General features: G+C 43.8%; 15 protein-coding genes. 12 read left to right on the forward strand and 3 right to left on the reverse strand.

The genetic code is table 11. From position 1 onward, the window contains the following. Positions 1-122: 122 nt before the first annotated feature. The 10 genes from spoIID (at position 123) to QT716_RS01215 (ending at position 7,298) form a co-directional block, all read left to right on the forward strand. Positions 123-1,070, forward strand: coding sequence for a stage II sporulation protein D (gene spoIID, locus QT716_RS01170; RefSeq protein WP_317933838.1), 948 nt, complete (start codon positions 123-125; stop codon positions 1,068-1,070). A gap of 32 nt (positions 1,071-1,102) precedes the next feature. Next, positions 1,103-1,762 (forward strand): M23 family metallopeptidase, encoded by a 660-nt coding sequence (locus QT716_RS01175; RefSeq protein ID WP_317933839.1) that lies wholly within the window; start codon positions 1,103-1,105, stop codon positions 1,760-1,762. Positions 1,763-2,128: 366 nt separating this feature from the next. Then, positions 2,129-2,416, forward strand: a complete 288-nt coding sequence (locus QT716_RS01180; protein WP_317933840.1) for a sporulation transcriptional regulator SpoIIID — start codon at positions 2,129-2,131, stop codon at positions 2,414-2,416. Positions 2,417-2,602: 186 nt separating this feature from the next. Then, positions 2,603-3,598, forward strand: coding sequence for a rod shape-determining protein (gene mreB / locus QT716_RS01185; RefSeq protein ID WP_317933841.1), 996 nt, complete (start codon positions 2,603-2,605; stop codon positions 3,596-3,598). 50 nt (positions 3,599-3,648) lie between these two features. Continuing rightward, positions 3,649-4,485, forward strand: a complete 837-nt coding sequence (locus QT716_RS01190; protein WP_317933842.1) for a flagellar hook-basal body protein — start codon at positions 3,649-3,651, stop codon at positions 4,483-4,485. Between the two features lie 36 nt (positions 4,486-4,521). Next, positions 4,522-5,358 carry a flagellar hook-basal body protein gene (locus QT716_RS01195; protein ID WP_317933843.1) on the forward strand — a complete coding sequence of 279 codons (837 nt, stop codon included), beginning with the start codon at positions 4,522-4,524 and terminating at the stop codon, positions 5,356-5,358. A gap of 20 nt (positions 5,359-5,378) precedes the next feature. After that, entirely contained in the window at positions 5,379-5,822 is a 444-nt protein-coding gene (locus QT716_RS01200) for a DNA-directed RNA polymerase subunit beta (RefSeq protein ID WP_317933845.1), read from the forward strand. A gap of 37 nt (positions 5,823-5,859) precedes the next feature. Next, entirely contained in the window at positions 5,860-6,291 is a 432-nt protein-coding gene (gene fabZ, locus QT716_RS01205) for a 3-hydroxyacyl-ACP dehydratase FabZ (RefSeq protein WP_317933847.1), read from the forward strand. A 254-nt stretch (positions 6,292-6,545) separates the two neighbouring features. Further along, the gene (locus QT716_RS01210; RefSeq protein WP_317933848.1) at positions 6,546-6,824 is read left to right on the forward strand and encodes a hypothetical protein; all 279 of its coding nucleotides are present in this window, start codon (positions 6,546-6,548) and stop codon (positions 6,822-6,824) included. Between the two features lie 72 nt (positions 6,825-6,896). After that, positions 6,897-7,298 (forward strand): hypothetical protein, encoded by a 402-nt coding sequence (locus QT716_RS01215; protein WP_317933850.1) that lies wholly within the window; start codon positions 6,897-6,899, stop codon positions 7,296-7,298. 42 nt (positions 7,299-7,340) lie between these two features. Here the strand turns inward: QT716_RS01215 and QT716_RS01220 are convergent, their stop codons facing one another. Beyond that, positions 7,341-7,766, reverse strand: a complete 426-nt coding sequence (locus QT716_RS01220; protein WP_317933851.1) for a YwpF family protein — start codon at positions 7,764-7,766, stop codon at positions 7,341-7,343. Between the two features lie 261 nt (positions 7,767-8,027). Between QT716_RS01220 and QT716_RS01225 the strand changes: the two genes are divergently transcribed. Both QT716_RS01225 and QT716_RS01230 read left to right on the forward strand, forming a co-directional pair. Beyond that, positions 8,028-8,441, forward strand: coding sequence for a single-stranded DNA-binding protein (locus QT716_RS01225; protein WP_317933852.1), 414 nt, complete (start codon positions 8,028-8,030; stop codon positions 8,439-8,441). A gap of 365 nt (positions 8,442-8,806) precedes the next feature. Then, entirely contained in the window at positions 8,807-8,974 is a 168-nt protein-coding gene (locus QT716_RS01230; RefSeq protein WP_317933854.1) for a hypothetical protein, read from the forward strand. Between the two features lie 54 nt (positions 8,975-9,028). Here QT716_RS01230 and QT716_RS01235 read toward each other — a convergent pair whose 3' ends face one another. Then, positions 9,029-11,770, reverse strand: a complete 2,742-nt coding sequence (locus QT716_RS01235) for a DEAD/DEAH box helicase (protein ID WP_317933856.1) — start codon at positions 11,768-11,770, stop codon at positions 9,029-9,031. Further along, positions 11,767-13,347 (reverse strand): hypothetical protein, encoded by a 1,581-nt coding sequence (locus QT716_RS01240; RefSeq protein ID WP_317933857.1) that lies wholly within the window; start codon positions 13,345-13,347, stop codon positions 11,767-11,769. Before QT716_RS01240 ends, QT716_RS01235 begins: the two co-directional genes overlap by 4 nt. Positions 13,348-13,414 lie beyond the last annotated feature (67 nt).

Genomic DNA, 13,414 nt, shown 5'->3' on the forward strand with positions numbered 1-13,414 from the left:
TTTATCGAATCAAGGATGTAGACTTTGCCGACTGTTCAGGGAAGAAGACTGTCTTTGTTTATTACTCCAATATATCCTTCAAGCAGAATCATATTTTATAGAAAACCAACATAGCATGCTACATGGACAAACGATTACTAGTAGTATTCATCATTATTCTATTTTTTATACCTGTGCTTCTGAATTTGAAGTACAACAGACCGCTAGAAAGCAGCCCGTTGGAAGAGATAGCTTGTGAGACCGAAATAACAGTAGAAGGGGAGGACGAGCCCCTGCCGCTCGAAGAGTATCTGATTGGTGTCGTAGCCTCTGAAATGCCTGTGGCTTACTCTCTTGAAGCACTTAAGGCACAAGCAATTGCTGCACGCACCTATGCACTCAAAGAGACGGCAGAAGGTACAAAGCCGATCGGTCGCGATACTGCCGCACAAGTCTATATGAACGAAAAAGAACGTAAAGAGCGCTGGGGGAAAAGTTTTAAAGAAAACGAAAGCAAAATTCAGCAAGCGATTGAAGAGACTAAAGGTTCGATCATCGTGCACAACGAAGAAATGATCACGGCTATGTTTTTCTCTACTTCCAATGGACAAACGGAAACCGCTGAGAACTTCTCGGGAAATCCGGTACCGTATTTGCAAAGTGTGGACAGTCCTGACGAACAGACAGTTTCCGAAGAAGTCGAGCGTTCTGCCAATATGCCTCTGAAGGAATGGAATGAAAAATTAGGAGTGGTATGGAAGGAAGACGATTTCCGTTCACTGCAGCTCGTCCGTAACGAGACAGGCCGTGTTCAGCGGGTCCTCTCGGGAACTTTTGAAACAACCGGCAGAGAATTACGTGAAAAACTAAAATTGGCATCGACAGATTTTAATATTGGATTTGACGTTGCCAATAAAATTGTCCACATTACTACTAAAGGATACGGCCATGGAGTGGGAATGAGTCAAAACGGGGCTGAAGCCTATGCAAAAAAAGGTTGGACTGCAGATCAGATAGTAAAACACTATTATTCCAACACAGAAATAAAAACTTTTGAAAAATCAAAAGATGAATGTTTAAAAAATCCTTAACTTGCAGAGAATAGCGAGTGAGGTGATCACAAATGAGAGAAGAAAAAAAACCGAACGCCCCTTCTCAGAAAAACAAGAGCAAGAAAAGTAACTGGTTCTGGCCATCCGTCTATGCAAGTTTCGCCCTGCTGTTCGTTGGAATGGTATGGGGATATAATGCATTGACAACATCAGATGCACCTGAACAGGCATCTGTGGATCAAGAAAAGCCGAAAGACGATGTAACACTCGAAACGAACGCATCAAGTGAAAACTTGAAGTATCCGTTTAACGAAGAATTGCTAGATCAAGTCGCTATTCTTCAAGACTTCTATGACGCAAAAGCAGACGCAGCCAGTCGTGAGAATGCACTACTCGTATTCAAGCAGACCTACGTTACAAATGAAGGTTTGACGCTTTCAGTCGATGGTAAACCATTTGAAGTTGTCGCGGCAATGAGTGGGAAAGTTGAACAAATCGTATCAGATCCATTCAAAGGCAGTGAAATTGTTATCACTCACAAAGATGGATTGAAGACAATCTATCGCTCCGTTACAGGTATCCTTGTAAAAGAAGGCGATGAAATTCAACAAGGTGAAGTACTTGCAACAACAGCAGAAAACGATTGGAATCCGCAAGCAGGCATCCACTTACATTTTGAAGTGAAAAAAGATGATGTCGCTGTGAATCCACGCTCTTACTTGGCATTTTAACTCAATCATTTTCCCAACCTGCCCCCCCCCCCCGGCAGGTTTTTTTCTGGATTAATTCTAGTGAAGAACGATTGAAATTTCCCGTCAGAACATGAACCTGTGTAAAACACCACCGGTTCATCCTTTCCTATCTTATCCGTAAGAACCATCCTGTTAATCGAGAAGCCACATCAACTGTCAAAGAAATAATAAGAGTTTATTGGTAAAACGCACTTTGTAATCGTGAACTCCTCCAAGTGTCTGACAATACCAATAGGGTGAAGGAGAACGCTTGCAACGTACAAAGCATGAGCTTTAAAAGGAATAGCCCGCAATCCCGTCGCATACAGTTAAAGAACAAATGGACTGACGGGAAAGGAAGAGGGTGTGCACGAACAAATTCGGAGGCGCTGCGTTCGCCTCGGCAACTTGCTCATCGAAACCGGTCTTACTGTGCGGGCACTCGCGAAAGCGACGGGCTATTCTAAAAGCACTGTACACAAGGATTTAACCGAGCGACTGCCCAACATTGATGCCCAGCTGTCAGAAGAAGTCGCGAAAATTCTAGCGTATCATAAGTCGATTAGGCATTTGCGAGGGGGGGAAGCCACACGTCAAAAGTGGAAAGTCGAACAACGAAAAATGAATGAATCAGCAGCAGCCAAACCGGATTAGCTCATAAGCTAGCCCGGTTTTTGTATGGATTGGAAACTTAGCGAACCTCCCCTGAGAAAGCAGTGAAAGCACGGAAAATAGCGATTTTTTCTATTCTTTTTTAGAACACTGTGATAAAATGTTAAGTTAGGAGAACGTGTAAATTTATGATTTACCGGCTGAATGAACGGAAGGGGCAGGGATGAGATGTTTGCGAAGGATATCGGCATTGACCTGGGAACGGCAAATGTATTAATACATGTAAAAGGAAAAGGGATTGAATTGAATGAGCCCTCAGTTGTGGCTGTGAATCCTAAAACGAAGGAATTGGTCGCAGTAGGAGAACAAGCCAGGCTCATGATAGGAAGAACCCCTGAAAATATCCAGGTAATGCGCCCGCTTAAACATGGTGTCATTGCTGACTTTGACAGCACGGAAGCGATGCTCAAAGGATTCATTGACCGCCTGAAGGTAAGAGGGTGGTTTTCAAAACCGCGCATTCTAATCTGCTGCCCTACAAATGTAACGAGTGTAGAACAAAAAGCTATAAAAGAGGCTGTCCAAAAATCAGGCGGCCGGCAAGTCTTTTTAGAAGCAGAACCCAAAGTTGCCGCAGTCGGTGCAGGGATGGACATTTATCAGCCCAGCGGTAATATGGTAATCGATATTGGCGGAGGAACAACAGATGTTGCTGTGCTTTCGATGGGAGATATTGTAACTTCGGAATCCCTTAAAATAGCAGGGAATACATTTGATCAGGACATCACTGATTATATTAAAAAGCAACACAAGCTGTTAATCGGTGAACGTACTGCAGAGGACATTAAAATGACTGTCACTTCGCTCTTTCCAGACACCGATCTAGAGGAAATGGATGTTCGTGGGCGTGACATGGTTTCAGGGCTGCCTCGTATAGTGAAGATTAACTCCAAGGAGATATCCAAAGCAATGGAAGAATCGATTGCTTGGATTCTTCACACAGCTAAAAATGTACTCGAAAAGACTCCACCTGAACTCTCTGCAGATATTATAGATCGCGGAATCATTTTAACTGGAGGGGGTGCGCTCATGCGCGGACTGGATCAGATACTGGCAGAAGAACTCAAAGTACCTGTTTTCGTTGCGGACGATCCGTTAGGGTGCGTTGCAAGAGGGACAGGCATTATGCTTCAAAGTTTAGATAAGAAACGAAATCGAACGTAATCTCATGCCACTGGATCATTTGTAACACACCTACAAAGGAGGCGGAGCTCATGTTCCGTGGTTTTTATACAGCAGGTTCTGGAATGATTGCTCAGCAGCGCAGAACAGAATTACTTGCAAACAATATGGCGAACGCAAACACACCGGGATTCAAAACAGATCAGTCTTCAATACGTTCTTTTCCTGAGATGTATTTATCCAATCTTGAAACGACTAAAGTGCCGGTTCAAAATGGCTTTCAGATGAAAGGGCTCAGCCCGATCGGTCCGATATCAACGGGTACATACATGCAAGAAACGCTGCCGCTTTTCACACAAGGGCAGCTGCGTGAAACAGAGCTGACTACTGACCTAGCGTTAGTTGACGGAGCTCTTCCGGTTGATCGTGAAACAAACCAGCCCGGTGCAATCTTTTATACGCTGGAAGGATCCAATGGACAACGGGCGTATACGAAAAGTGGAAACTTTGCACTTAACCCAGAAGGATATCTTACATCGGCAGCCGGTAATTATGTTCTCGATGAAACCGGAGAACGTATTCAATTGCCAAGTGATGATTTTCAAGTGACAAAAAAAGGTGTCATTCAATATGGGGATTTTGAAGTGGCGACTTTAGGCATCAGTTTCGCAGCGCGGCCAGGTACGTTGGAAAAACGTGATAATGGATTGTTTTATGCACAGACAGACTTACCGGATGCAAATGGGATTCAAGGCGTCAATTATTCTGTACAGCAAGGGTTTATCGAACAATCGAATGTAGATGCCTCTCGAACGATGACGGACATGATGACTGCTTACCGAGCGTTTGAAGCAAATCAGAAAGTGCTGCAAGCATACGACCGCAGCATGGAAAAAGCGGTATCCGAAATTGGCCGTGTCAATGGTTAATCGAATGTTCTGTGATAGTGAAAGGAGTCTATATAGATGATTCGTACGATGACTACAGCTGTAAACACAATGAACCAGCTGCAAAGCAATTTAGATATCATTGGAAATAACTTGTCTAATATAAATACGCACGGGTATAAGAATAATCAAGCAAGCTTTCAAGAAATGCTTTATCAACAATTTAATAACGACAAAGCGGACACAGCACAACGACAGTCACCTGAAGGGATTCGCTATGGTGTAGGAGCGATGCTTAGTCAAACACAGATGAACTGGAAAGTCGGAGCACTGCAAGTGACGGATCGCAATCTTGACTTTGCGTTAACAGAACCCAAACAGTACTTCAATATCATTAAACAAGGTGCTGACGGTCCTGAGACGGTCTATACGCGGCAAGGGAACTTCTATCTGTCACCAGGCACAGGAAACCAAGTATCACTCGTTGACGGCGAAGGGAACGCTGTTTCTGACCGCGCAGGCAATGCGATTCAATTTACTGGTCCAGTCGATCAGTTCGAATTAAAACCTGACGGGACACTCGTTGCTGCATCTGCTAATGGAAATGAACAGACAGCTGAATTAGCTGTGACTGTGATTGAACGGCCGAATCTGATGACTCGATTGTCTTCAACGCATTTTACACTTCCTGAAAATATGGAAGAAATGAATATTACCGAAACTGATATTTTAACTGAACTGACGGGAGCGAATACCGCGGAAATCGGTATTCAACAAGGCGCTCTTGAAGGTTCGAACGTGGATTATCAGAAAGAAATGACAGACCTCATCAATGTACAGCGATCGTATCAATTCAACTCACGTACGGTTTCAATCGCTGATCAGATGCTCGGCCTGATCAACAATATCCGGTGAGCTAAGTGGGGAGTATTGATATGACAGATGAAAAAAGAACAACTAATATCCCGCCAAAATCGACTTCTAGGACGAATCAGTCAGCAGTTAAAACCCGTGCAGAAGCGCGGGCAAAACATGCAGCAACGGCTCAATCTGCATTAGATAAAGAGCCTGCTACAAGAAGCAGACGGAAAGCGGAATCAAAGCCTGCAGGGAAAAAAGCTGCACAAAAGACCTCTCGCAAGCAGCGTCATGATGTAACTGCTGAAAAAGAATCGGCAAGTGGAAAACCGGTACGTTGGGTTCAAATTCGGATTCTTCCGATTTACGTGCGTATCATTTTAGTTATCTTGCTGCTTGTGGGAGCTATTATCGCTGGGGCACTCATCGGGTATAGCATCCTTGGCGATGGAACAGCGGCTGACGTTTTCCATAAAGAGACGTGGATGCATATCTTTGACATCATGAATGGTAAAGAGTAGTAAATAATAATATTAAGTACGTGGAAGGAGCACAACTATGCTAACAGCTGACCAGATCCAAGCGATTCTTCCTCATCGCTATCCATTCCTGCTTGTCGACCGTATTCTTGAAGTAGAAGAAGGTGTACGCGCGGTAGGTTTAAAAAATGTAAGTATTAACGAAAACTATTTCAATGGTCATTTCCCTGGTTATCCAGTAATGCCGGGTGTTTTGATAGTAGAAGCGTTGGCCCAAGTTGGAGCGGTGGCGATTCTTCTAAAAGAAGAGAATAAAGGACGTCTGGCATTTTTTGCAGGTATTGATAACTGTCGTTTCAAGCGTCAAGTGGTTCCAGGTGACGTACTTCAATTGGAAGTAGAAATTACACGGATGCGCGGTTCAATCGGTAAGGGAAAAGCAAAAGCGACAGTCGAAGGTGAAATTGCGTGCGAAGCGGACATTACGTTTGCACTTGGTGCGAAAGAGTAAAGTTGGTTAAAGGTTGCATCAATCATAAATATTCGCTAAAATTTTACATAGTGTGACATAGCACTTTACTATGTGCGCAAATGTACGTCAATAAATCATATATGCAGCTTATGTAGCATGTACATCGTGGGAGGTACTAAACTATAATGTTCAAAAGTCTTTCACCAAATTTAAAAAGCAGCATCACGAGGTCGATTACACAGACCTTTGAACAATACATGACCGAAATTGAATGGAATCCGGACCGTTATGATATGGCAGACTTCATGAAACGCTGGAGTGAATATATAACGAAAAAAGCACTTTGGTATGAAAAAATTCCAAACGATATTAAGCACTCACCAAAATTTCACGAGGAAACAGCAACACGGATTAACGAAGTTATCCAAAAAATCCTAAGTGAGCCACCTTCTGAGGAGCAAATTGTCACTATACAGAAAATGCAAGAAGAGCATAATACGCGTTATGGTTATGACTGCAAGGCCGAAGCGGCATTTGTCGAAGCAGAGTTAAATAAACGATATAAATCATAAAGGAATTATGGATAGTTCCCTCTTTTCAAGCCAAGCTATGTTGGACGGCTACTTGAAAGGAGGGAATTTTACATGTTGAAGAAAGCATTGCCGGTAGCGCTGGCAGCAGGATTCGTATTAGCTGGATGTGGGAACAACGATAAGGACATGCCAGACAAGAACGAAACACCAATGGAGGATCTCGATGACCGCGCTCGTGACTGGACTCCAGAAACAGAAGGCAATGGTGTTGCGCCAAACGGAACAACAGGTCCAAACCTAGATGGTCTTGAAGACAACGATCGTGGAATGAATGACGACGATGTCATCAACCGTGACCGTGCCAACGACGATACACTTGAAGGCACTGGAAACGGAGAAGGCGGAACAATGGGACAAAACAGTGTAGAAAATGGCAACAACAGTGCAGGAACTGGAACGAACGGCGGTTCACCACAGGAAGATGCACAAAAAGGCATGTCCGGCAATAAATAAGCTGTAAAGAAAAACCACGGATTTTCCGTGGTTTTTTTGAATTTATTTTTTATTTAACCGTGGTCTGGATTTCATGTCGCTCTCGAAACGTTCAAGCAAAGCATCCCCTTCAAATCCTTTGTCCATCAGTTCACTCAGCAATTGCTCCGCATATTCCGAACGTTGGCGCTTCAAACGTCCTTTGAGCAGAACGGAAACACGATCACCAATTTGGTGAACAGTGTCGATTGCAAGAACAAATGCGGCAGGTTCGTTTTCAGGATACGAAATCACTACTTTAGCTTCGATCAATGCCTCGTCAGCTTGCAGCTTTTCAAAGCGTTCTTTGTGCTCCGCTTCTAAAAACATTTCCAAAATCCACAAACGGTGACTATTCTCTTGGTTAATGATAATGCCATCCAACATAGGCAAGTAGTCAGTCTGATCTCCATTCAGTAAACTGAATGAAATCATTTTAAACGTCTTCAAACCAATCGCCTCCCCCTTTTTTTACTCAGTATACCACAGCCGAAAAAACTTCTTTGAAAAATGGTCAAACCCGAGTTATCGACAAATCGACACAATTAAGAAACTTGATACCTACAACAAAAAAATGAACTTGAGCTAAAAATAACCAGTTCAAACTTGAAATACGGTGTTCAAAACAGCCCCAAATCCCGGAAATGGAGATTTGTTAGATTTGAACACAGTCCGTATGATGAAAGGAATCCAAGGAGAGGAGGGGAAAAGGTGAATCATGTTGCTCTGGTAGGAAGGCTGACAAAAGATCCTGAATTGAGGATGATTGGGGAACGAAGACTGCAAACAAGCTTTACGCTTGCCGTGAACAGAAGTTTTAAAAATCAGCTCGGTGATATCGATGCAGACTTCATTCTGTGCACAGTGTGGGGGAAAACGGCTGAAAACACCGTGAAGCATTGCGGAAAAGGATCAATGATTGGCGTTAGTGGCAGGATACAAACACGCTCTTATGAGCGGGAAGATAAAACCCGAGCATTTGTTACTGAAGTGGTAGGCGATGATGTCCGCTTTCTCATGACAAAGAAGCCAGTTTCTTCAGCGGATGTAGGAAGCGCTGCTATGGAGCATTTTGAACTGCCGCCAGCATCAAGTAAAGAAAATGAAACGCTGCCGATCTTCTGATTTCATGCCAGATACATAGGCATCAGAAATTGGCTGAACAAGGGGGAGTGTTAACGGACAACGATCCGGAAAAAACGCTAATATCCACTGTTTGCGTCCTACTTGGGAAGAAAGGCGCTTACGAAATAACCTCGGAATTTGTGCAATACAGTTGTACGCGGCAAAAGGCGTGGGGACTCCATTTGCCGTGCGGGAAAGTTGAGCAGTCGTTGTTACGAAGTGTGTCAGGACACAGTTAACAACGATACAGTACGTAAGAGTAGTGGTGGCTCTAACCACCAACTAACTGTAATTTTGCTGTTGGATGTAAAGAGACCGCTTCTTCTTCATTCGACAGCAAAATTGCCTAAATTAGGAGGGATTTCATGAGTAAAGAAGAGCAGTCAATACTACGTATGGAATTGCAAATTGGTCAGCTTATTCGATTAGTTGCGAACCTAAATGAACGAGTAGATCGACTAGAACTTCACCTGGAGGAAAGGAACACCTCTTCACCAGGAGTTCTGCAGATGAAAAGAATGAGCAGAGCCTGAATGTACATAAAAAACCGCAAACCAGAATAGCGGTTTGCGGCTGAAAAGAATGAGTTATCCGAATGACAACAAATCATCCAACTCTCGATCAGATAGATCGGTCAGCCACTGGCTGGATTGAATGAGGTCTGCAGAAAGCGCAGCTTTTTCTTCAAGCATTTTATCTATTTTTTCTTCAATCGTACCAATGGTAACAAACTTATGAACATGGACAAATTTTTCTTGTCCAATCCGATAAGCACGGTCAGTTGCCTGGTTTTCAACAGCAGGATTCCACCAGCGATCGGCATGTAAAACGTGGTTTGCGGCAGTTAAGTTCAAACCGGTACCACCTGCTTTTAAAGAGAGGATGAAGATTGGAAACTCACCTTTTTGAAAAGCCTCAACAAGATGATCTCGTTGGCCCTTTGGCATGCTGCCTGTAAGGAACGGAACTTCATATCCATATAGTTCAGTCAAACATTGTCGAATGAGCTGTCCCATACCGATATACTGTGTGAAAATTAAACATTGCTCACCATTACCAGCAATTTCAGCTGCCAATTTCACAATTCGCTCCAATTTGTCGGATCGTGACAACATGACGTCCGCCTGTGTAAATGGCTCTTTTAAAAACAACGCTGGATGATTACAAAGCTGCTTCAGCCGGCTTAACATCTTCAAGATAAGACCTTTTCGTTCAAATCCAGAAAGTGTTTGCAGCTTGAATTTCGTCTCTTCAATAAAACTTTCATACAATGCAGCTTGCTCACTCGTAAGAGGCACGTACTCATTTTGCTCAAGTTTTTTCGGTAAGTTAAGTTGCAGATCAGGATCGCTTTTCGTTCTTCGTAATAAAAATGGATGTATTTTGGAACGAAGTCGACTTTTCGTTCGTTCGTCATCATCACGTTCGATTGGAATAATGTAATCGTCTGTAAATCTCCGGAAGTTTCCAAAATAACCCCGATGAATGAAGTCGAAGATCGCCCATAACTCGGCTAAGCGGTTTTCAATAGGTGTTCCCGTTAAAGCGATATGGTGACCGCCCCGGAGTTTCCGGATAGCGCGGGATTGCTTCGTCTGCATGTTCTTAATGTTTTGTGCTTCATCGAGTGTAATACTCGCAAACGGGAATTCTGTTAGAAATTCACTGTCTTGTGTCGCCGTGCCATACGTAGTCAGCACGACATCAGGCTTTTCTGCTGCGAGATACGCATTGAATTGGTCTTCTTTTAGACGTCCTGGTCCGTAGTGGATGGCGGCTTTCAAAGAAGGTGCAAAGCGTTCCAATTCTTTTTGCCAGTTACCAAGCACACTTGTAGGACAAATGATAAGCGAAGGTGTTACGCCGGGCTCCGAGTGGACGTTGAGCAAATAACTAATTAGCTGGACTGTTTTACCAAGTCCCATGTCATCTGCCAGACACGCTCCGAACTTTTGTTCACGCATAAACATCAGCCAGTTGAAACCTTCTTGTTGATAAGGCCTAAGCTCAGTTTGCAACTGCTCCGGCACTTGAACGTGAGGCAATCCTTTTTTATCCATCACCTGATCAACATATTGGCGTAGGGACTGCTGCATTGTGAATGCCAGCAATGGATCTTCATCAAATTCATCTTCATCGGCTGGTACAATTTCTTCAGGAAGTTCCTGGAATAGCAAGTCTTTAACAGTCCACTCACCATTGTCTGCTTGCTCCATTAATTCTTTAATTCGCTTAAGCCAAGTAGGATCTATATGGAACCATTCGTCTCCTGTGCGGATGAATTCACGATTCTCGTCAACCATCTTTTGGAAAGTATCACGATCAATTTCATTACCAGCTAATGAGAAACTCCAGTCAAAGGATAGAACTTCATCAAGACCCGCAGCCGATTTGTACGATTGCACACCAGCATCTGTTCGAATCTTCATCTTCGTTTCTGTTACAGTCTTCAACCAAGAAGGGAGAAGAACCGCAAGCCCGAACGATTGGAAAAGTGGTAAATCGTGTTGGATAAACATACGAACTTCTGGGTCACTCATCTGCATATAAAGAAAACGGTTTTCTGACTCGGTTTCAACAGATTGTAAAAATGAAATCATTTCAGATTGTTGTTCGGAAATTGCATCAGCAAATGGTTTCCATTTTGCAGGCAGTGCATTTTCGATTGATGCATTTCGTTTAGACTTAGCAGGGATCCATTGTGTGCCGCGCTCATTTAATATCACAGTTTCTAATAACCAGTCTTCGGTTCCTTCAGCATCCGGTTCTGTTAGTCGAAGTGCGGGACGTACAGGAAGATCGGATTTCGTCTCACCAGGCCATCCATATTCTTGGAGATGGGGCAGCATGGCAGCCACCATGTCTGCGCCAACCCCGAGCGTTTGAAACTTACTAGCGATGGCTTGTTTGGTTAACTCCGAAGCAGTTTCAGATAAGCCAGCCTCATCACCCGCAAAGTGAATGCCCTGCTCAGCATCGGGGGTCGTATATGTCCACAGCTCTTTAGAGTGCCACAGCTTGGCGGCTTCTTCAACAGAGGCCAGCTCTTCCTCATCGGTATCTGTTGCACCTGAATACTCGACAAAAGGATGACGGTTTCCGCTAAATGCCTGCACCCATTCGTGAGGATGTAAAATAACGGTATTGTTTTCTATAGGTATAGTTAATCCAAAGAGAGAGGTCTCATCGGCAAAAAAGAAGAACGAGACGATTCGATCAGCCGGCAATGTGGTTCCGTAGTCATCTGCAGCTGAAATTGCAAAGTTGCCGCGATCCGTATGATGTATAGTCAGCTGTAACTTACGGGCAAGTCGATGTGCAGGTCTCATAATTCAAGATTCCCCCTCTCCATTTCTTCAATCAGTGCACGCAATCGTCTGTGCTTTTCTCGTACAGTTCGGATATACCGATTCCAAAATTCAGTCTGACCGCTTTTTTTGCAAGCCGTCCGCATCCGCTTAAATAATTTAACCGCTCTGCGATAACTAAGCCGGTTCTTCTCTGCAATGAATTGCTGCGCATAGTCATGCAGCAAGGGCAATGCAGCAGATGGCTGCTCTGCCAATACTACCTTCAAATCGGATTGTTCGACACTATCATAAGTGACATTAAAGCGATGTAAAAGGGCAGCCCAATCTTGAAAGCGGCCGCGTTCAATCAGAAAAGCAGAGTAACGGGGAATTCCGACTTTACCGTACATTGCGTATACGTTTTCCCGTTCTTCATCTGAAAAGTCACCATTCGCTAGTAACGTATCGATTTCCTGAGCTGCGGCAAGCTGTTCACTGCGGCTGGACTTTTGACTATAATAGCCTTCAATTGAAGGATAGAGACCTCGCGCAATGGAAGCAGCAGTTGGGGCAAGAGCCTGAGCAAGCGCAAATTTGGCAAGCATCATCCAGCTCCCGAAATCGGGATTCTCTTCATTGGCAAGTGCGTTTTCCAGCTGATCACCACGGCCTTCAATAATTGCGAAATACATTGCAAATAAGCGAGCGTCAACGGAAGAATCTTCAGCAAGTAGCTGCTTCTCTGCATTACGCTCATGGCGATCAATAAATAGCTGCCCCCAGATGGATTCATAAATTCGGAAACGGTATGGAAATAAGCCAATCTGATGTACACAAACGGAACGTACGAGTTCTTTCAGACGTTTCATAAATGGATCTGTTTCGAAGAGTTTCGGTTTGTTACTGAATGTCCCTGCAAGTTTCTCGATATCTGCAATTTGATCATTTAGCCATGAGGTGATTTGCCACGTTCCATATGAATACTGTGAATGATTTGCTGCAAGTACAGATGCAGCATACTCCCACGCGGCATCCAGTAGATGGAGGCGATAATATAAGTCAAACAAGGGTTTCCATTCATATTCAAACGGCATAAGCGGCCGTACACTGTTTTCAATTTCTGCACATTCATACGTAAACACTGACGAATTAGTAGAGAGTGTCAGCTTACGAAGTGGTGCTGTCACTTTGGTTAATACCGTATCCCATGCCTCTGGTGTTCGTTCGGTAACTTTCAATGCAAGTTGCTCCTTTTCAGAGGTCCGCCATTCTTGAAACCACTCTGTTAAAGAGTGGAACTGAGAGTATAAGTCAAATACGACCGTCAGCTGATGAACACAACGATCCTTACGGCCGCACGTGCAGCTTAACGTCTGTTCATTGAAAGAAAAACGGACAAATTCTGATGCCCGATCATTGAGTTGTGCCAATACTTCACTGTCATCTTGAGAATAACGGTATGAAGAAATAGAGCCTCTCCGAACAGCTGTTATGGCGTGTCGGACGAGCTCTAATTGATCCGGATGATCCGGACGCAATGTATAGTGGATGTCATTCATCATCTTTTCGATTTCTCGTTCATGCAAATACGAAATACGTTCTGCAGCGACGCGCAAAATAAAACCACTCCCTCGACAAAGCATTCTTTCTATTATACCCCAGTTCAGGGGACTTCGTAAATCA

The organism is Sporosarcina aquimarina (assembly GCF_033253705.1).
GTDB lineage: Bacteria > Bacillota > Bacilli > Bacillales_A > Planococcaceae > Sporosarcina > Sporosarcina aquimarina.